Here is an 18,220-nt window from a genome sequence, read left to right on the forward strand (position 1 = left end):
CTTGACTCGTCCTTCTCGGAGGCGTTTCTGCGGCATGCAATGGGGACGGGGGAGGGGCGGATGGACGGCGCCATGACGGTGGTGATCGCGCCCGGCACGCCGCTCGCACTCGACCTGCTCGGGCCCCTCGACGCCCCGCTCCTTGCCAATGCCCTCGCCATGGCCGCGCCATGCGGGCCGACGCTGCGCCGGCACACCGCCACCCACCACACGCTCCAGCTGACCTGCCGGCCCGGTGAACGGCCCGCCGGCCGGCCCGGCCTGGCCGGCCGCCTCGCCGACCTGCTCACCGACCCGGCCGCCGCCGACGGCCGCCCGGGCTGGTGGTCGGGGGTGCTGGCCGCCCTGCCGCAGCAGCCGCGCCCCGATCGTGGGACGCACCCGGCCGGAGCCCCCGGCGGGCTGCCCGCCTCCGCCCGCCAGCGCGAGGTGCTGCTCGACGCCATGGCCGCCCCGCCCGGACCGCCGCTCCACCTCGGCCAGCTGCACCTGCGCTGGTACGGGCCGCTGGACCGGCACCGGTTCGACGAGGCCTGGCAGAGCGTCGCCGACCGCGAGGCCGTGCTGCGCGCCGCGTTCGCACCCGGCCCCGGCCGGGGCGGCAGCGGGCCCGTCGTCACCGTGCACGAGCGGGCCCGGATCCCGGTCCGGCACGATCCGTACGAGCCCGACGGCGCGCCCGGCCCGGCCGGCGGGGCGGCCGCCTGGTCGGCCGTGCTCCGCAGCGAGCGGGAGCAGGCCTTCGACCTCGGCCGGCCCGGCCCGCTGCGCATCCGCCGCGTCGACGGGGAGCCCGGCGCCCACGGCCCCGACGCCCGCATCGTCCTGACGTACCACCAGGCCCTGCTCGACGCCCCGAGCGTGCGGCAGCTGCTGCGCTCCTTCCTGCGGGCGTACGCGGCCGACGGCCGCCCGGCCGGGGGCGAGCGCCGCCCGGCACTCCCCGACCACCTGCGCTGGCTGGCCGCCCGCGACCCGGGCCCGGCCCGCGCGTTCTGGGACCTGGCCGCCCCGCCCGCCGGGGCCCGTACCCTGCCCGCCGTCCCGGTGGCGGGCCGCCGGCCCGCTCCCGGCGAGGCCGGCAGCAGGTACGGCCGCGCGGTCGAGCGGCTCAACCCCACCGAGGCGGCGCGGCTGAGGGGGTGGGCGGCCTCGTGCGGGGTCGCGGAGAGCACCGCCCTGCACGCCGCCTGGGCCCTCCAACTGCACCGGGCGGCGTCCGCGGCCCGCGCCGCCGAGCCCCTCGCCGTCGCCTTCGGCGTGACCGTGTCCGGTCGCGGCATCGCCCTCGAAGGCGCCGACCGGCTGCCCGGCCCGCTCGGCAACCCTCTCCCGCTGTCCGTGGAGGTGGACCCGGCGGCCCCGCTGTCCCGGCTGCTGAGCGACCTGCGGGACCGGGCGCTGGGCCTGGCCGCCTACGAGTGGGTCTCCGCCGGGCAGATCCGGGAGCAGGCCGGCCCCCGCGCGCACGCGCCGCTCACCGAAACGCTGCTCACCTTCGACCGGGTGCCCGCCCGGCCCGGGGCGGACGCCGACGATCCGGTGGACGGGGAACTGGCCGAGGCCGACGTACGCGTGGGCCCGCCGGAGTCCGTCGAGGCGTACACCGGGCTGCCGTTCGCCCTCACCGCCCGCCACGACCGCGCGGGCGGCCTCGTCCTGACCGCCGACAGCGACCGGGCCCGCCTCGCCGACGCCGACGCGGCCCGGATCCTCGCCCAGACCGCCCTGCTGCTGCGCGAGCTCCCCGAGGCCGACCTCCGCCGCATCACCGTCGCCGACGCGCTGACGCTGCTCGACGGCCTGCCCGTACCGGGCGCGGTGGCCGCGCCGCCCGCGGCCGCGCCCCGGCTGGTCACGCTGCGGCCCGCCGCCTACCCCGGCGCCGGGACGGTGCTGCTCGTACCGCCCCCGGACGCGCCGGCGGAGTGCTACGCGGCGGTGGCGCGGGCCCACCGCGGACTGCAGGCGCTGGTCACCCTCGACGCCCCGGCCGATGCCACGGCCTGCCTCAGGGCGCTGCGGCCGGTCCTCGCCGCGGCCGAGCCGCTGCTGCTGGGCTGCTTCTCCGGCGGCGGAGCCGTCGCGTACGAGGTGGCCGAGCGCATCGGGGCCCACGGCTGGCGGGCCCCGCTGGTGTCGATCGGCGGCACCGCCGACGGCAGTCCGGCCTCGGCCCAGGACCTGTCCCGGGCCCTGTGGGCGGCCACCCGCCAGGAGTCGTAGCGGGGCCCGGGGGCGGCGGCCGGGGTCAGCGGTCGCAGAGGGCCGTGTCCGCGAGGTGCTCCAAGCGCTGCATGGCGGCCCCGTCCGAAGGCCTGGCCGTCACGGCGATGCTGACGGCGCGGCCGCTGTCGGTGACCCCGCCCCGGGTCTCGTACCCGGGGAAGCTGCCGCCGTGGCCCCAGGACAGGCCGCCGCAGGACAGCGGCGTGCCGACGAGTCCCAGTCCGTAGCGCGCACGGGAGTCGAAGGGGCGCCCGGCGGGGACGGTCGTGCGCATCTGGTCGAGCTGGGCCTTCGGGAGGAGGTGGCCGGCGAGCAGCTCGGAGAAGAACCGGGCGAGGTCGGTGTTGGTGGAGACCATCTGGCCGGCCGCCCAGCCCCAGGAGGGGTCCGTCTCCGTGATGTCGAGCAGCGGCCCGCCCGGCTCCTCGCGGTAGTAGCCGTGGGGGTGTACCTCCCGGATGGTCGCGTCACCGGGGGCCGGGAAATAGGTGTGGCGCAGTCCGATGCGCCGGATGACGCGCCGGTCGATCTCCTGCGCGAGGGGGCGGTGGGTGACCGCTTCCACGATCAGGCCGGCCAGGACGTAATTCGTGTTGCTGTACGCCCAGCGCTCGCCGGGGTCGAAATCGGCCTTGTACCGCAGGGCGAACCCGACCAGCTCGCGGGGCTCGTAGTACCGGGGCCGCAGGTCGGCCCGGGTGTAGTCGGGCAGCCCGCTGGTCTGCTGGAGGAGCTGGCGGACGGTGATGCGGCGGCCGTCGATCCCCTCCCCGCGCACGAGGCCCGGGAGGTGGTCGTCGACGTGGGAGTCGAGGCCGATCCGTCCCTCGCCGACCAGTTGGAGGACGACCACCGCGGTGAAGGTCTTGGTGTTGCTGCCGATCCGCACCTGGCCGTCCCGGGGCACCTTCGATCCGGTGGCCAGGTCGCCGACGCCCGCGGTGTACGTACGGGTGCGGCCGTCGGGGCCGGTGACGCTCGCCAGCGCGCCGGGCAGGCCGTCGTCGCGCACCAGGGAGTTCAGACCCCGCTGGACGGGGTCGGGCCGGGAGGCGGCGAACGCCGCCGGCGGCGCCAGTGCGCCGATCGCCAGGACGCCGGCGGCCACGGCCGCCGCGGCCCCCGCCGCTCTGCGCCGGCCACCTTGCTGCCGCCGGCCGGAGGGACGAAAAGCCTGCCATTCCTGTTCACGCACGGGCCAACTCCTAAGGAATCATCGGGAATCCGGCGCTATCCGCCGGGCCCAGCATGTCCGGCCGCGGCCGGGCGGGACGATCCCGCCACCCACCCGTTCCACCTGGGGCCAGCCCCAGGTCCAGGTGGGTGTGACACCCGTTCGGGGGTACGGTGCAGATGATCACGGAGCGGATCTGCCAGGGTGGTGGGCCGTGTGGACCTTCGGGGTCCTGTGATGCGAGAGGGGAACGTCATGACCGAGGCCGAACTCAGGGCGCTGTTCGACGAGATCGACACGGACGGCGACGGGCGGATCAACATCGTCGAACTGGCCGAGGGCTTCAAGGCCGAGGGCGCCCAGGGGCACCTCGCGGAAGAGGTCAAGAAGGCCATGGCGGCCGACGCGAACCACGACGGGGTCCTCGACTTCGAGGAGTTCCGGACCCTGCTGAAGTAGCGCCGGACAGCACAGCCCCCGTCGGCCCCGGCAAGGGACCCGTACGGGGGCTGACGCGTGTCCGGGCGGGGGCAGGCGCCCGGGCGGGCGCCGCCCGCATCGGCCTGTACGGCCGTCGGTCTGCGAATCGATCCTTCACCGCGGATGGGCGGTCATCGCCGGGAACTGGCCCACAAAGTGGGCCATAATCCATCAGGCTATCAACTTCGGTGTCGCATTCATTGCCGCTGGTCGGGGTGCCTCGCGAGCCGTGGCGGCCGTGAGGCGCGGGTATGGCGGAGGCTGAGGAAAATTGAAACTGATTCGGGAAGTCCCTTCGGATGTCTGGCTCGCGCCAGCTCGTCGAGAGGGGGTCTATGCCAGCGCAAGCACGCCTCTCGGTCGGGTCTCGTTGACTCGAAGCCCAGGTGATCGCAGCCATCCCGAGTCGGCCGCTGACGCATGGGAGGACTGGATCCTCTCCCTTGAGGGAGAGCAGCGGTTGAAGGTCCGCGGACTCGCATCGCCTGGCTTCTTTTCACGCAAGCTGCTCAGGAGGGGTGTTTTGGCCGTCTTGGATGGTGAGGCGTGTCAAATTACGACTCACTCGGATACCCTCCGCCCGAAACGCTCGGTCCGACTTTCGGGGGAGGTGGTCAATTTGGTCTTCTCGGTCAGTGGATTGCGTATCGAGTTGTCGGATGGCGATGAGCTCAGAGGTGTGAGAAGAGCTGGAAGTTGGGAACTGTCCATGCCTACGGTTCACGCCGTCCTGAGCGCATGCCTGTTCGAATGGGCGGGCATGGACCACTTTCTTCGTACACCTGGTCTCAGGCTTCTGTAGTCGAGGCGTTGTCTGTGAACGGGGCGGCGTCCGCAGACCACGAGGGTCCCGTGCCGTTGAGAGAGGTTCTCGACGTCTCGACTCATCAGGACAGGACCCTCGTGGGTGCCGGTTCCAGACCCTGCTGGTCCCTCCAGCGGGCTGGCCGAGGCTGTGACGCACCCGGCCGGTGCGCCCGCGTCGGCACGCCGATCAGGATGGGCGGCGGGGGCGGAGGCAGAGGGCTGTGAGGAGGGCCGCCGCCGCGAAGGCGGCGCCGGCGGTGAAGCCCGCCGACATCGTGTCCGCGAAGTCGGCGCGGCCCGCGGAGGCGGTCACCATCAGGGCGATGCACAGCGAACCGCCCACCGACTGCAGGGCGTTGAGCACGGAGGCCACGGAGCCCAGCTCCTCGGGACGCAGCCCCGACGTGGCGAGCACGGTCGGCGGGATCACGCAGAACGCCATGCCCGCGCCCAGCAGGAGCAGACCGGGCAGTACACCCGTCAGGTACGCGTCGCCCGCACCGAGGTGGGAGAGCCACAGGTTCTCGGCCACCAGGGCGGCCGTGCCGATCGCCATCATCGGCCTCGGGCCGATCGCCCGCTCCACCCGTACGCCCACACCGGCCATGGCGGCCATCGTCACCGGCACCGGAAGCAGGCCGAAGGCCGCCTCCAGCGGGGACCAGCCGTGGTGCTGCTGGAAGAACTGGCTCAGGAAGAAGTAGGCGCCGATCAGGCCGCCCGGCAGGACCAGCATGCTCGCGAAGGACAGCGCCCGGTCCCGGTCCCGGAAGAGCCCGAGCCGGACGATCGGTTCGGCGGCGCGCCGCTGCGTGCCGACGAACACGGACAGCAGCACCAGGCCGGCGAGCAGCGGACCGGCGACGAGGACGTCGGTCCACGGGTGTTCGGCCGCCTGCGACAGCCCGTACACGAGGGCGGCGGCGCCCAGCGCGGACAGCAGCGCGCCGCGCAGGTCGAAGCGGCCGCGGATCCGCTCGGTCTCCGCGATCACGCGCGGGGCGAGCAGGATGATGCCCAAGCCCATCGGGACGTTGAGCAGCAGCACCCAGCGCCAGGAGCCCGCCGAGGTCAGTGCCCCCGCCAGCAGCAGGCCGCCGGCCGTGGAGGCCGCGCCGACCGCGGTGCAGACGGCGATCGCCCGCTTGCGGGCGGGCCCTTCCGCGAACGTGCTCAGCATCAGCACGAACCCGTTGGCCGCGGCGCACGCGGCGCCGGCGCCCTCCACGGCCCGTACGGCGATCAGCAGTTCACCGCTCGGGACCACCGCCCGGACCGCGGCGGCGGCCGTGAACAGCGCCACGCCCGCGACGAAGACCTTGCGCCGCCCCAGGATGTCGCCGGCCCGGCCGCCGAGCAGCAGCAGGCCGCCGAACGCCAGCAGGTAGGCGCCGATCACCCAGGACGCGGAGAGGGCCGACAGCCCCAGATCGGCGCGGATGCCGGGCAGGGCGATGTTCATGATGGGGTCGTCGAGCTGGATCATCGCGTTGCAGCCCGCGATGACCGCGAGCGCGAGACCCGGGCGTGCGAGGCGCTCGGGGCGCACGCCGGCCGGGGCCGGCGTACCGGCTCCGGCGGGGCGCTCGGTGACGGACGCGGACATGCGCTGCCTCCCACAAGACGACTTGACCACTTGACGATTTGTCGAGGTGAAGTCCTCACGGTCCCAAGGTGCGCTGGAGGAGCGCTGCACTCCGGGACGAGGCGCCCCACCGCTCAGACGGCGGCGGGCTCCTGGGCCGGCACGCCCTCGCGGCGGTCGGCGGTACGGCGCGCCCAGGCCACCGACGGGCCGATGGCCGCCGTGCCGGCCAGGAAGACGGCGCCCATCGCCAGCCAGCCCAGCGAGTCGTGGACGGACACCAGGAACGAGACCACGGCCGGCCCCAGCGTGGCCTGGACGACCACGTGCAGGTGGAAGGCGCCCAGGTACTCGCCCCGGTTCGCCTCGGGGGCCAGCCCGAAGCCCAGTCCGAAGCCGCTCGCGGACTGCCACAGCTCGGCCGCGGTGAACATCAGGACGGCCGCGATCGCCACCACACCGGTGAGCCAGGCCCCGGTCCACCCGGCCACCGCGAGCGCCGCGCAGGCCGCCACGCTGACCAGGCCGGCCTTGCGGGCCGCGACGACGGCGCCGTCCAGGGTGTCCGCGCCCTTGGCGGCGGCGACCTGGCACAGCACCACCAGCACCGTGTTCACCGCCAGGATCAACGGCACCACGCCCCGCGGAAGATCGGTGGTGCGCACGATCCACAGCGGAATGCCCACCAGCAGCACCGCGCTGTGCAGCGCCAGCAGGCTGGACGCGCCGATCACGCTCAGGAACGGCCGGTCCCGCAGCACCTTGAAGTGCCCGCCGCCGCCCGCGTTCGGCCGGACCCCGGACGCCGGCAGCCGCAGCACCAGAGCGGCGGCCGCCAGGAACGTCAGGCCGTTGCCCAGCGGCAGCAGCTCCAGCCAGCCCCCGCCGAGCCCGATCAGCGCGGCCGCGGCCAGGGCGCCGCCGGAGAAGCCCACGTTGAACAGGGAGCGCAGCGCCGCCCGGGCGGTGACCCGGTCGGCCTCCGGCACCAGGTCCATGATCAGTGCGCCGAAGGCGGGGCCGCAGCCGAACTCCAGGGCCCCGATGGCGATCACCACCGGGAAGAAGCTCCAGGCCGATCCGACCAGCGGGTAGAGCACGTACAGGCCGGCCAGCAGCGTGAGCAGCACGGCCAGCATCCGCCGGGCCCCGAACCGGTCGGCGACCCGGCCCAGCAGGATGCTGGAGACGAACCCGCTGAAGCCGGCGAGGGAGAGGCCGAGGCCGACGGTGGTGATCGGCAGGCCCGCCACGACGACGAAGTACACCGCCGAGCCCGCCATGAACAGGCCGCTGCCCAGGCTGTCCACGAAGTGCAGCGCGCCCAGCGTCCGGGCCGGGCCGCGCAGGGAGGAGAAATTGCTCTGGAGGAAGGATTTCAGCACGGCAGGTCCGATCGTCGAACGCGTCAGGGCAGAGGAAGGGGGGCGGGTCCGGGGGCCGGGCGGACGGGCGGCAGGCCCTCGGCCGGGGCGGGGGCCACCAGTACGCCGGTCAGCCCGGGCTCCAGCAGGTACGTACGGGCCGCGCGGGCCACGTCGGCGGCGGACAGCGCGCGCACCCGCTCCTCGTAGCCGCCGAGCCACCGCGGGGACAGGCCGCTGACCAGCGTTCCGGCGAACACCGAGGCCAGCCCGGAACGGGAGGAGCAGGCCATGGCCATCGAGCCCACGGTGAAGTTCTGCGCGCCGAGCAGTTCGGCGGGGGCGAAGGCCCCGGCCGCCAGCCGCTCGAGCTCCTCGTCGATCAGTACGAGGGCCCGCGCGGCCCCGTCGCTGCGTACGTCGGCCTCCAGGGTGAACGCCGCCGAGCCGCCGAGGGGGTCGAGGACCGCGCGCGGCGCGTACGACAGGCCCTCGCGCTCGCGCAGCACGGCCGTCAGACGGCTGCCGAAGTACCCGCCGAGCATCAACACGGCCACCTGGAGCGCCGGATAGTCGGGGTGGACCCGCCCCGGCACGTGGCCGCCCAGCCGGATCAGCGTCTGCGCCACGCCGGGGGAGACCAGCGTGGCCGTGCCGCCCGCCGGGCGGTCCTGCGGGGCGGCGGCCGGCCGCGGGGCGAGCCGCGGCGCGGCGGGCAGCAGGGGCCGGGCCGCGTCCAGGAGTCCGCCGACCGGCCCGCGCCCGACGACCACCGCCCGCCGGGCCGCGGCGGGGGACCCGGCCAGCAGGGCGGCGAGAGCCCGGCCGGTCACGCCGGGCAGCCGGGCGGCGGTGGCGGTGTGCCCGTACGCGTGCGTGCCGTACACCGCGCGGAGGAAGCCCCCGCGCGCGACCACCGTGGGGTGCCGCTCCGCCGCGGAGAGCCGGGCGGCGACCGCGGCCCGGGCCCGGTCGACGCGCCCGGAGCCGAACAGGGCGCCGGGGGCCGGGCCTTCGGGGCCTTCGGAGCCTTCGAGGCTTTCGGGGCCGAGGGCGGCGCCGATGCGCGCGCACACCTGCGCGAGGTCGCCGGTGAAGCAGCGCGCCGAGACCACGATCCGGTCCGGGCGGGCCTCCGCCCGTACGACGGCCAGCGCGCCGGCCGCCTCCTCCAGCGCCTCGCGCAGCGCCTCCGCGGCCACGTCCACCTCGGTGGCGTGGGCCGCGGCGGGCCCCGGCACCAGGGGCAGCAGCAGCCTGGCCTCGGCCAGGTCCCCGGTGCCGGCCCGGTCGACGGCGACGAGGGTGCCGCGGTCCAGCTCCAGCTGCCGGTGGGCGGGCGCGGTGAAGTGCGGTGCGGGGGTGGTGGGGGTGGCGGGGGTGGCGGGGGTGGTGGTGGCCGTCGTCATGCCGGGGCTCCAGCGGTCGTGGGCATCGGATCCGGTACGGGCGCCGCGGCCCCCGGGAGGCTGGTGATCCGGGCGGCCGGGGCGCTCGCGTACGCCCCGGCGAGACGGGCCACGTCGGCCGCCGACACGGAGTCGACCGCCGCGGGCAGCCCCGCCAGATGGCCCGGGTCCCCGTGCACGGCCGCGCCGACGCCCAGCCAGGACGCCTGGCCCGCCACCGAGTCCAGCTCCGCGTGCAGGTGCATGGCCAGCCGGCGGCGCAGCGTCGCCAGCGGCCCGGCCACCGGCAGGGAGCCGTCGGCGATCCGCGCGAACACCGAGCGCAGGCACTCCTCGGCCGCCTCGGGGGAGGTGTCCGCCGGATGCGGGAACTCCACCGCGAACAGCGAGGCGCGGGCCACGTCGAAGGGGTTGCCCGTACGGTTCACCCGGGCCCGGAACGCCCCCCAGGGGTGCGCGTCCGCGCCGTGGCGGCCGCAGTCGCCGCCGACCGTCTCCAGCAGCTCGCTCAGCAGTACGGTCGCCAGGTGGTCCGCGGGCGAGGTCTCCGGATCCGGCACCCGCCAGCCCAGCACCGTACGGCCCGCGGGCGCGACCCGCTCCGCGCGCCGCCCGTACCGGCTCCGCGCCAGCGGGGCCTCGACGGCCGGCTCGCGCTGCCAGGTGGGCCGGGCGGGCACCGGCCCGAGCAGCCGCTCGACCAGCTCCCGCGCCCGGTCGGGGTCGAAGTCGCCCACGACCGCGAGGTGGATGTTGCCCGGGGAGTAGGACCGCTCGAAGAAGGTGCGCAGCTCGGCGGCGCCCAGCGACCGGAGCGCCTCGATGTCGCCGTAGCCGTTGTGCCGGTTCTCCCAGGTGTCGTGCAGCAGCTCGGGGAGGTCGAACAGGACCAGCCCGCCGTGCGGACGCTGGAGCACGTTGCGCCGGATCTCCGCCTGCACGACGGCGATCTGGCCGCGGATGTGCTCCGGGCTCAGGTCCGGCTCGGTCAGCCGGTCGCGCTCGATGCGCAGCCCGAGCTCCAGCCCGTCGGCGGGCAGGATCTGGGTGTACTGGGTGTGGTCGGCGGAGGTCCGGGCGTTCATCGTGCCGCCCATGGCGCTGACCGCGGCGGTCAGCGGGCCGTCGGCCGTGGAGCCCTGGACCAGGACGTGCTCCAGGAGGTGGGCCGCTCCGGCGACCGGCTCGTTGCGGAAGCCGGTGCCGACGTGCAGGCAGGTGGCCACGACCTGGCAGCCGGGCAGCGGCTGGAGCAGCACCCGCATCCCGTTGGCCAGGGTCAGGTCCGTGAGCTCCGTCGGCTCCGTCGGATCGGTCGGCTCCGTCATGATTTCTCCTCGTCGCCGCGCAGGATCGAGAACAGCACCTGGTCGTGCCAGCGGCCGCCGCGCCACTGGGCGCCGCGCAGCACGCCCTCGCGGGTGAAGCCGGCCTTCTCCAGGGCCCGCTGTTCGGCGAGGTTGCGCACGTCGGTCCAGGCCTGCACCCGCTCCACCCGCGTGTGCGCGAACAGGTACGGGCCAGCTGCCGCTGCGCCTGCGTGCCGAAGCCCCGGCCGCGGGCGCCGGGCACCAGGCCGATGCCGAGCGTCCAGCAGAACGACGTGTCCATCCGGCCCCAGGTGGACTTGAACCACTCCACGCGCCCGACGGTGTCCCGGCCCGCGAGCACGCTCAGCATCCCGCCGTCCGGGCCGAGCAGCCCGTCCTCCGCGTGGCGCCTGCGCAGCCGCGAGGCCGTGAAACCGAACCACTGGTAGGGGCCCGTGCCCTCTTCGCCGGCGAAGGCCGACTCGAACAGGTCCAGGTCCTCGGCCGTGACGGGGCGCAGCGACACTCCGCCGGTCGCCGTCATGCGGCCACCTCCTGCGGTACGCGTCCCAGCGGCAGCGGGCCCTCGGCGTCGACGACCTCGCGCCAGCCGGGCGGGGCGAGCCCGCGCCGCAGGTCGCGGTGGCCGGGCAGCCAGCCCGCGGCGAAGTCGACCAGGGGCCGCAGCGGCACGGCCCGGCAGACGGCGGCGCCGACGAGCGTGCGGGCCAGTGGGGCGCCGCAGGCCTCGTACGCCGTACCCAGCCGGTCGAAGTCGCCCTCCCAGACGAGCAGTTCGGGCACCTCGTGCCAGCGCGTGCCCGCCGGGCCCGCGACGGGCAGCGGCCACAGCCCCGCCCGGCGTCCGGGGTAGGCGGCGGCGTACTCGGCCAGGTGCAGCGCCGTGCACTTGTCCCAGCCGGTGCCCAGCATCAGGACCGTGGCGTCCAGTCGCCACAGCTCGCCCAGCGGGCTCTGCGCCGAGAGCCGGTACGCGTCCGGATGCGAGCGGGTGATCTCGCGGGCCCGCGGCCCCTCGGCCACGAACGACACGTGCGGATGCGGTGAGCGCAGGCTGCCCGGCAGCGCGCGCAGCAGCTCCGGCAGCACGCCCATGGTCCGGGAGACCGGCGTGCGCAGCGGATCGAAGGCCGGCACCGCGGCCGCCGCGGCGGCCCGATCGGTCCGGACCAGGTCGGGGGCCCGCCAGGTGTCCGGATGGCACAGCTGCGGGGTGAAGGCGGGCATGACGAGCGTGCCGTCCGGTCCGACGGCCTCGCGCAGGGCCTCGTACACCGCCTGCGCACCGCCCACGACGAAGCCGAAGGCGCGCAGCGAGGAGTGCACGAGGGCCACGCCGCCGGGACGGACGCCCAACGCGGCGATCGCGTCGGCGAGTTGCCTGCGGGTGACCACCTCGCGCCGGAGGTCGGAGCCGGGCTCATGCCGCGTCATCGAGGCCTCCCATCGCCAGCTCGGCGAACCGCGCAGCCAGTTCACCCGTCAGCTCGTCGGCCGGGTCGTTGCCCGCCTCGCCCGCGAGGGCGCCCGCGCAGGCCGTCAGCACCCACCGGTACCAGGCCCGGATGTTGCGCGGCCGGCTCAGCGGATGCGCCTCCGAGCGGAAGAACGCCACCTCGGAGCGGACGCCCTGGCGGGACAGCTGCCGGTGCACGCGCAGCGTCTCGGTCGGCGGCACCAGCCCGTCGTGCATGCCGTGCGAGAGCAGGACGCGGGTGCCCTCCGGCACCGGCCGCACCGGCAGGCTGTTGTCCCGGTAGCGCGCCTGGTCCGCCGTGCCGGGGTCGCCGTACTCGCGCAGCCACTGCCAGCCGACGTCGCTGCTCTCCGCGACCTGTGCGAGGTCCAGCGGTGCGGCGTGCGAGGCGATCAGCCGCGGCTCAAGGGCCGCCGCCGTACTCAGCGACAGGTAGCCGCCGAAGCTGCCGCCCATCAGGGCCAGCGGCAGTTCGGCGAGGCCCGTCTCGGCCCGCAGCTGCCGCACCTGGCGCACGGCCACGGCGGCGATCCCGGAGCGCCAGTTGGCCCAGCCGCCGGGGACGGCCGAGGCGTAGCCCAGCGACATGGGGGGCTCGATCAGCGCCACGGCGTACCCGGAGGCCACGAAGGGCCACGGGTTCCACCGCCAGGACCACTCGGTCCAGCTCTTGAACGGACCGCCGTGGAAGAACACCACCAGCCCGCGCGCCGGGCGTCCGGAGGGCCGGCACAGCCAGCTCGCCAGCGCTCCGGTCGCGCCGGGAACGGCCTGCCGGTGGTACGACAACGTGCCGGGCAGCGGGGGCCGTTCGCAGGCCTCCACCCGTTCGGCGGGCCCGTCGCCCGCCAGGGGGACGACGTCGACGGCCGGGGGCGTGTCCGGCGCGGAGACCAGTACGGCGGCCCGGCCGCCGCCGAGGCGCACGCTCTCCACCGATGCGGCGAGGGGGACCTCGCGCCAGCTGCCGCGGGCCACCTCGTACGCGTACAGGCGGCGCCGCGGGCCGTCCTCGGCCGTGCACACGAGCCGCCCGGGGCCGTCCCAGCCGACCGGGCGCTGCCAGGTGCCGGCCGGGGCCTTCAGGACGGTCAGCCCGAAGGAGCCGGGGCCGATCAGGCAGGCGGACTGGGCCGGCGGCGCCTCGTTCGTCGGGACGGTGGTGCCGAGGTAGGCGACCTGGCCGCCGTCCGGGTCGGCCACCGGGTAGCAGAGGTCGATCCCGTCGAAGAGGAGGCTGCGCTCGGTCCCGCCGTCCTCGGCACGGACCGCGAGGAGGCCGAACCGGCGGGTTCCGTCGGGGCGGTGGTGGGCGAGGCCGAGCAGCAGGGTGTCCGGGCCCGACCAGGCGGCCTCGCCGGTGAGGGAGGCGCCGTCCGGCACGGTGACGGACAGCTCGCGGCCGTCCCCTTCGGCCGTGACGGACAGCTCGCGGCCGTCTCCTTCGGCCGGGACGGACAGCAGCCGGATCTCCCAGGCGCCCTCGGGGCGCCGTACGGCCGCCAGGCTCGCCTCGGCGCCGGCCGACCAGACGGCGTCGGAGCCCTGGAGCAGCCCCTCGGGGTGGGCGCCGAGGGGGCCGGCCGTACGGATCACACAGGCGACGGTGGCGGTGCCGGGCCGCAGGGCCAGGGCGGCCACCTCGCCGCCCACGTGCGCCAGGACGCGCTCGGCGCCGTCGTGGGAGGAGCGGAAGGTGACGGCCCGTTGGCGTACGTAGAGGAAGCCGCCCGGGACGCCGATGGTCTCGCCGGCCTCGGTGACCGACCAGTCGGCCGCCCAGGTCCCGGCGGGGCCGCGCCGGTATCCGACGAGGGTCGGCACGAGCGAGCCGAAGCCGTCCGGGGCGTCCGCGCGCAGCAGCAGCTGCCCCGCGCCGTCGTAGGCGGCGACGGCCTTGGGGCGGGGCTCGGCGGCGAGCGCCTCGACGAAGGCGGTGGCGGGATCGAAGGGGGTGGGGGTCGTCATGCGGCCGCCCTCTCGGTGAGCAGGGCGACGAGCGCCGGGTTGAACGAGGCGGCGAGCCGGGCGGCCTCCGCCTCGTCGCGGAAGCCGCGCTCCAGGGCGGCGAGGCGGTACTCGTGGGGGCGCCGCACCCCCCACAGCCGGCGCAGCAGCGCGTGCCAGTTGACGGGCGGTACGGGGGGCCCTCCGGCCGGGGCCGCCAGCCGCAGGCACCACTGCTCCAGCTCGGCGGCGCCGGTGCCGGCCAGTGCCTCCGGGGGCAGGTCGGCGTAGACGAGCCGGCCCGGGCGGAGCCGGAACGTACGGGCCAGCAGCCGGTCCTCGGCGGACCAGTGCGCGGTGGCGGCGGTCGGCCGGGCCAGCCGGGCGTCGGGCCGGGTCGCGGGCGCGAACCCGGCGGCGCCGAGCAGGGCCCCGGAGCCCACGCCGCCCGGCAGGCCGACGGCGTCGGCGGCCATCCGGCGGGCGTAGGCGAGGTGCCGCTCGGGGAAGTCGGCCTCGAACAACTGCAGGCAGGCGAGCGCATGCCGCGACCCGATGGCGGACCCGCCCCGCACGGGCCGCCGCTCGAAGGCCCACTCGGCCCCGTACGAACTCCCCCAGACGGCCCCGGCCGAGGCGCCGGCGGCCCACTGCGCGGCCGGTTCCGCGCCGGTCTCCGCCGCGAACTCCGCCTCCAGGAGGCGGAGGGCGGCGCGGGCGTCCTGGGTCTTCACGTCCCCGTGGGCGGCCAGGTGGTCGAGAAGGCGCCGCATCGCGGGGCGGGCCGGGCCGGCGTGGTGCAGGAGTGCCCGCTCGGAGCGTTCCGTGAAGTGCAGGGAGTCCGCCACCCGGCGGATCTGCTCCCCCTCGGCTGCGGACAGCCCCCCGGCGGCCGTCAACTCGGCGACCGCATGCCGGACGGCGACCGTCGCCACCGTGAGGCGGCGCCCTCCGTCGCCGTCGGCGGCATGCAGCACACCCACATCGGCATCCGCGACCAACTCGCCGCAGCGGGCCGCCGTGTAGACGTGGCCGAGGCCGCGCATGCCGAAGCCGGCCAGCTCCGCGGCGCGCAGTGCGCCCAGGCTGGCCGTGCCCGCGACGCGCACCCCGAGGGCGAGCACCGCGAGGATCTCCTTGTGCCGGATCGGCGCGAAGTGCTGGTAGACGCCGTCGATGACGAGCACCTGGTCCCCGGGCCGCGGGTCCAGCGCGAACAGGTCCCCGTGCCGGATCGGCGGCAGGTACGTGAAGGAGCCCCCCGGCCGCTCGGCCGCGGCCAGCGTCGGCCCCACGAAGGCGATCCTGCGCGGTGGAGGGGCTGAAGGGGCTGAAGTGGCTGGAGGGGCTGTCACACGAAGCTCCTGCTCGTGAGTTCCTGCGGGCGCGGGTGTTCGAGTACGAGGCCCAGGCCGGGGGCGAAGACCTGGACCACGGCCGGCCAGGGGCGGCCGGGCGGGGTGAGGTCCACGGCGATGACCGGCCGGCCGGTCCGGGTGTGGACCGCGTCGACCAGTTCCTCCAGCACCTCGTCGAGGCGGGAGCGGGGAGCGGCTCCCGATGGCGGGAGGGGCTCGGTGGCGGCAGGGACCGGGCGGGGGCGGCCGGCGGGGGCGCCCTGGAGGCGGAACGTCCATTCCGGGATGTCGTCGCGGCCGCCGCTGATCGTCGAGCCGCGGCTCTGCACGGCCTCCAGCAGGGCCCGTTCGGCCGCGATCGCCGCGTCCGTGTGGCAGCCCGATCCGGCGAAGACCTGCCACATCTCCGGCTGCGTCAGCCAGCAGGTGTACGTGTACGTTCCGGGCAGCGACGGGATCCGCTCCAGCACGGCCTCGCCGCCCGCCTCCCGGATCCGCTCCACGACCGGGCCCAGCCGGTCGCCGAGGCCGTCCGGGTCGACCCGTACGGCGTCCGCCTCGCCGAGCCGCGCCAGCGCATCGCGCTCGCACAGCTCCAGCAGCCCGTGCAGGGCCGCCTCCACGTGGTCGTTGCCGCCGGCCAGGCCGTTGGTCGTCGTCACGAAGGTGCTCGGCTGCCACTGTCCGGCCGCCCAGCCGCGCAAGCCGACGGCCGCCGCGGGCAGCAGACCGGGGGCGCCGCCGGCCAGGTCCCAGCCCGCCACCCAGTCGAGCTCCGTACGGTCGTCGACCAGCGAGACGGGGTGCAGGGACAGTTCGGCGACGCCGTAGCCCGGATCCACCTCCCGGGCGCTGCCGTACGCGGCGTGCTCCGGGCGGGCCTGCTCCGACGCGGCCACCTCCAGCGACTCCATCACCGCGGAGATCCGGGCCGACGCGTGGTCGATGCCCTTCCCGGCGCTCGCCACCAGGGTGGCGGCCGCGGGCCGGATCGCCGTCCAGACGGGGATGCCGAGGGTGTCCAGGCCGGTCAGGTCGGCCACCCGCGTGATGCCCCGGTCGGCGAGCAGCGGGGCCAGCCGGGCCCAGGTCTCCTCCGGGGTACTGCTGCGCAAGGTGCCCCGGGTGACGGCTGCGGGTCCTCCGCCGGTCAGCCAGGGCGGACGGCGGGAGGCCCGCAGCCGGCTCACCGGTGCTCCCTGCGCAGGGTGACGGCGGCCCGGGTGACGGCTTTCTCGTCCGCCTCGGCCAGGTGGGCGAGGAGGGCCACGCGCAGCAGCTCCGTGCGCTCCGCCAGGGAGTGGCGGTGGTGGTTCTCCTCGAACGCGGTGAAGCGCGGGTCCGCCATGAACGAGGCCAGCAGGACGTTGGCGAGGTTCTCGGCGGTCGGCTCCTCCACGGTGATCGCGATGTGGATGGAGTTGCCCTCGCGGGCCGTCGCGTAGTGCGGGGTGCCGTGCGGCATGTACAGCACGTCGCCGGGGCGCAGGGTGACCTCCACGCGCTCCTCGTCGGCGATCGGGCCCTCGTGGATGGTCGAGTCGCCGGTCGAGCCGGGGTGGATGCGGCCGAAGACCCAGTCCTTGGTGCCGGAGACCTGGAGCACGAAGACGTGCGCGCCGTCGTAGTGGGCCTGCATGGCGGTCTTGCCGGGCGGGCTGAGGAAGACGAAGGACTCCAGGCCGCCGCGGAAGTGCGGCTGCATGCCCTGGACGAGGGTGCGGATGCGCGGGTGCCAGTGCTCGGCCTGGTTGAACTTGAAGGTCGCGCCGGCCTCCCAGTCCTTGTGGATCTGCTCGGGCCGGATGTAGCCGGTGAGGTCGTGCCCGACCACGCGGCGCTTGGTGGACATGTCGCTGATCGCGGTGCGCACGCCCTCGTTGAACACGGTGAAGTAGGGCCGCGAGAGCAGGCCGCACTCGACCTCGTCCCACATCTCCTGCTCGGAGATGAGGCCGGAGAGCTCGCTGTGGGCGCGCAGCACGACGGGCTGGTTCGCCCAGTGGTCCCGGAAGAACACGGCGGGGTCGCCCACCAGATGCTCCAGGAGCGTGGGCACCCCGTCGGCGCCGATGCCGGTGCCGGGGACCGCCCCGGGGGTGTGGGTCGTGACACTCATCAGCCGATCGCCTCCCGCATCGATTCCACCGCCGTGCGCGTCCACCGCGCGCCGTCCAGGGTCTTGGCCTGCTCGTACAGGGCCGCGCGCACCGCGCTCGTCCGCTCGTCCAGCGGGCGCTGGTGGAAGTGGTGCACGAGCTCCGGCTCGTCCTCCAGGAAGCGCTGCAGGAACGCTTCGACGAGGTTCTCCGGGGTCGGGTCGGTGAGCGTGAACGTCAGGTGCAGCGAGGGGCCGTCCACCGCGACCGCGTCGTGCGGCCAGCCGTGCGGGAGGTAGAGCACGTCGCCGGGCTCCATCGTGAACACGTGGGTGGGGCGGGAGGCGTCCACGTCCAGGCCGGCACCGGCCCCGACCTGGTCGGGCTCGGCGTACAGGTGCCACTCCTTGCGGCCCTCGAGCTGGATCGCGACCACGTGGGCGGCGTCGCGGTGCGGGAGCATGCCGCGCGATTCGTCGGGGGTCCAGAACACGTACGAGTTCGCCGCGACCGGCAGGAACTCCTCGAGCCCGCGGGCGATGTCGCGGGTCTGGCGGTGCCAGTCCTGGAGCTGGTTGAGCTTGAGGGTCGCGCCGCGCTCCATGTGGCGGCGGACGGCGACCGGGTCGGGGAAACCCTCCCGCTTCTGACCGATGACGTCGCGCACCGACGTGTACGAGGTGACGGGGGGAACTTCGCCGTGCTTCAGCAGCGTGAAGTACGGCCACTTCAGCAGGCTCGCGTCGAGCCAGCGCTCGATGTCGGCGGAGCCGAGGAGATCCGACACGTCCACGGCGTTCTTGAGGATGCGGTGCGAGACGCCCCAGGCGTCTTCCAGCAGCCTGTCGCGGAGCGTGGCAGTCAGGGAAGCGGCTGCGGTCATGCGGGGAGCCAGCCTTTCGGTCGGGAGGAGCCTTCGGGACCAGAGGCGCCCGGGAGCGGGAGGCTCCCGGGCGGCCT

General features: G+C 75.5%; 14 protein-coding genes. 2 read left to right on the plus strand and 12 right to left on the minus strand.

Features of this window, described 5'->3' with window-relative positions; translation table 11 throughout:
• The first annotated feature begins 60 nt into the window (after positions 1 to 60).
• Positions 61 to 2,226 (plus strand): condensation domain-containing protein, encoded by a 2,166-nt coding sequence (locus ACFYZS_RS24555; RefSeq protein ID WP_389016352.1) that lies wholly within the window; start codon positions 61 to 63, stop codon positions 2,224 to 2,226.
• Between the two features lie 25 nt (positions 2,227 to 2,251).
• On the opposite strand, the gene ACFYZS_RS24560 is transcribed toward ACFYZS_RS24555, so the two are convergent.
• Positions 2,252 to 3,424 carry a serine hydrolase domain-containing protein gene (locus tag ACFYZS_RS24560; RefSeq protein WP_389016355.1) on the minus strand — a complete coding sequence of 391 codons (1,173 nt, stop codon included), beginning with the start codon at positions 3,422 to 3,424 and terminating at the stop codon, positions 2,252 to 2,254.
• Between the two features lie 216 nt (positions 3,425 to 3,640).
• Between ACFYZS_RS24560 and ACFYZS_RS24565 the strand changes: the two genes are divergently transcribed.
• Positions 3,641 to 3,862 carry an EF-hand domain-containing protein gene (locus ACFYZS_RS24565; protein ID WP_385574241.1) on the plus strand — a complete coding sequence of 74 codons (222 nt, stop codon included), beginning with the start codon at positions 3,641 to 3,643 and terminating at the stop codon, positions 3,860 to 3,862.
• A gap of 1,015 nt (positions 3,863 to 4,877) precedes the next feature.
• On the opposite strand, the gene ACFYZS_RS24570 is transcribed toward ACFYZS_RS24565, so the two are convergent.
• The 11 genes from ACFYZS_RS24570 to ACFYZS_RS24620 all read right to left on the minus strand — a co-directional run bounded on the left by ACFYZS_RS24570 (position 4,878) and on the right by ACFYZS_RS24620 (position 18,143).
• The gene (locus ACFYZS_RS24570; protein ID WP_389016358.1) at positions 4,878 to 6,296 is read right to left on the minus strand and encodes an MFS transporter; all 1,419 of its coding nucleotides are present in this window, start codon (positions 6,294 to 6,296) and stop codon (positions 4,878 to 4,880) included.
• Positions 6,297 to 6,409: 113 nt separating this feature from the next.
• On the minus strand, positions 6,410 to 7,660 hold the full coding sequence (locus tag ACFYZS_RS24575) for an MFS transporter (RefSeq protein WP_389016360.1): 1,251 nt from the start codon (positions 7,658 to 7,660) through the stop codon (positions 6,410 to 6,412).
• Between the two features lie 23 nt (positions 7,661 to 7,683).
• On the minus strand, positions 7,684 to 9,048 hold the full coding sequence (locus ACFYZS_RS24580) for a M16 family metallopeptidase (protein WP_389016363.1): 1,365 nt from the start codon (positions 9,046 to 9,048) through the stop codon (positions 7,684 to 7,686).
• The gene (locus ACFYZS_RS24585; protein ID WP_389016365.1) at positions 9,045 to 10,376 is read right to left on the minus strand and encodes a M16 family metallopeptidase; all 1,332 of its coding nucleotides are present in this window, start codon (positions 10,374 to 10,376) and stop codon (positions 9,045 to 9,047) included. The genes ACFYZS_RS24580 and ACFYZS_RS24585 overlap by 4 nt, the downstream gene beginning before the upstream one ends.
• Positions 10,373 to 10,534 carry a GNAT family N-acetyltransferase gene (locus ACFYZS_RS24590; RefSeq protein WP_389016367.1) on the minus strand — a complete coding sequence of 54 codons (162 nt, stop codon included), beginning with the start codon at positions 10,532 to 10,534 and terminating at the stop codon, positions 10,373 to 10,375. Before ACFYZS_RS24590 ends, ACFYZS_RS24585 begins: the two co-directional genes overlap by 4 nt.
• Before the next feature lie 364 nt (positions 10,535 to 10,898).
• A complete protein-coding gene (locus ACFYZS_RS24595; RefSeq protein ID WP_389016370.1) occupies positions 10,899 to 11,813 on the minus strand; it encodes an aminoglycoside N(3)-acetyltransferase in 915 nt (304 codons plus the stop codon).
• The gene (locus ACFYZS_RS24600; protein ID WP_389016372.1) at positions 11,800 to 13,824 is read right to left on the minus strand and encodes an alpha/beta hydrolase family protein; all 2,025 of its coding nucleotides are present in this window, start codon (positions 13,822 to 13,824) and stop codon (positions 11,800 to 11,802) included. The genes ACFYZS_RS24595 and ACFYZS_RS24600 overlap by 14 nt, the downstream gene beginning before the upstream one ends.
• Positions 13,821 to 15,098, minus strand: coding sequence for a TfuA-like protein (locus tag ACFYZS_RS24605; protein WP_389016374.1), 1,278 nt, complete (start codon positions 15,096 to 15,098; stop codon positions 13,821 to 13,823). Before ACFYZS_RS24605 ends, ACFYZS_RS24600 begins: the two co-directional genes overlap by 4 nt.
• 56 nt (positions 15,099 to 15,154) lie before the next feature.
• Positions 15,155 to 16,351, minus strand: coding sequence for a YcaO-like family protein (locus ACFYZS_RS24610; RefSeq protein WP_389016377.1), 1,197 nt, complete (start codon positions 16,349 to 16,351; stop codon positions 15,155 to 15,157).
• Positions 16,348 to 17,280: a JmjC domain-containing protein gene (locus ACFYZS_RS24615; protein ID WP_389016380.1), complete on the minus strand. Its 933-nt coding sequence runs from the start codon at positions 17,278 to 17,280 to the stop codon at positions 16,348 to 16,350. Before ACFYZS_RS24615 ends, ACFYZS_RS24610 begins: the two co-directional genes overlap by 4 nt.
• Complete coding sequence (locus tag ACFYZS_RS24620) at positions 17,280 to 18,143, minus strand: JmjC domain-containing protein (RefSeq protein ID WP_389016383.1); 864 nt, start codon at positions 18,141 to 18,143, stop codon at positions 17,280 to 17,282. The genes ACFYZS_RS24615 and ACFYZS_RS24620 overlap by 1 nt, the downstream gene beginning before the upstream one ends.
• Between the last annotated feature and the right edge of the window lie 77 nt (positions 18,144 to 18,220).

Source organism: Streptomyces sp. NPDC001903 (assembly GCF_042891345.1).
Lineage (GTDB): Bacteria > Actinomycetota > Actinomycetes > Streptomycetales > Streptomycetaceae > Streptomyces.

Coding starts and splice junctions, on each gene's coding strand:
- ACFYZS_RS24565 (WP_385574241.1), top strand. CDS start 3,641: ATGCGAGAGGGGAACGTCATGACCGAGGCCGAACTCAGGGCGCTGTTC.
- ACFYZS_RS24585 (WP_389016365.1), bottom strand. CDS start 10,376: ATGACGGAGCCGACCGATCCGACGGAGCCGACGGAGCTCACGGACCTG.
- ACFYZS_RS24620 (WP_389016383.1), bottom strand. CDS start 18,143: ATGACCGCAGCCGCTTCCCTGACTGCCACGCTCCGCGACAGGCTGCTG.
- ACFYZS_RS24570 (WP_389016358.1), bottom strand. CDS start 6,296: ATGTCCGCGTCCGTCACCGAGCGCCCCGCCGGAGCCGGTACGCCGGCC.
- ACFYZS_RS24580 (WP_389016363.1), bottom strand. CDS start 9,048: ATGACGACGGCCACCACCACCCCCGCCACCCCCGCCACCCCCACCACC.
- ACFYZS_RS24595 (WP_389016370.1), bottom strand. CDS start 11,813: ATGACGCGGCATGAGCCCGGCTCCGACCTCCGGCGCGAGGTGGTCACC.
- ACFYZS_RS24615 (WP_389016380.1), bottom strand. CDS start 17,280: ATGAGTGTCACGACCCACACCCCCGGGGCGGTCCCCGGCACCGGCATC.
- ACFYZS_RS24600 (WP_389016372.1), bottom strand. CDS start 13,824: ATGACGACCCCCACCCCCTTCGATCCCGCCACCGCCTTCGTCGAGGCG.
- ACFYZS_RS24555 (WP_389016352.1), top strand. CDS start 61: ATGGACGGCGCCATGACGGTGGTGATCGCGCCCGGCACGCCGCTCGCA.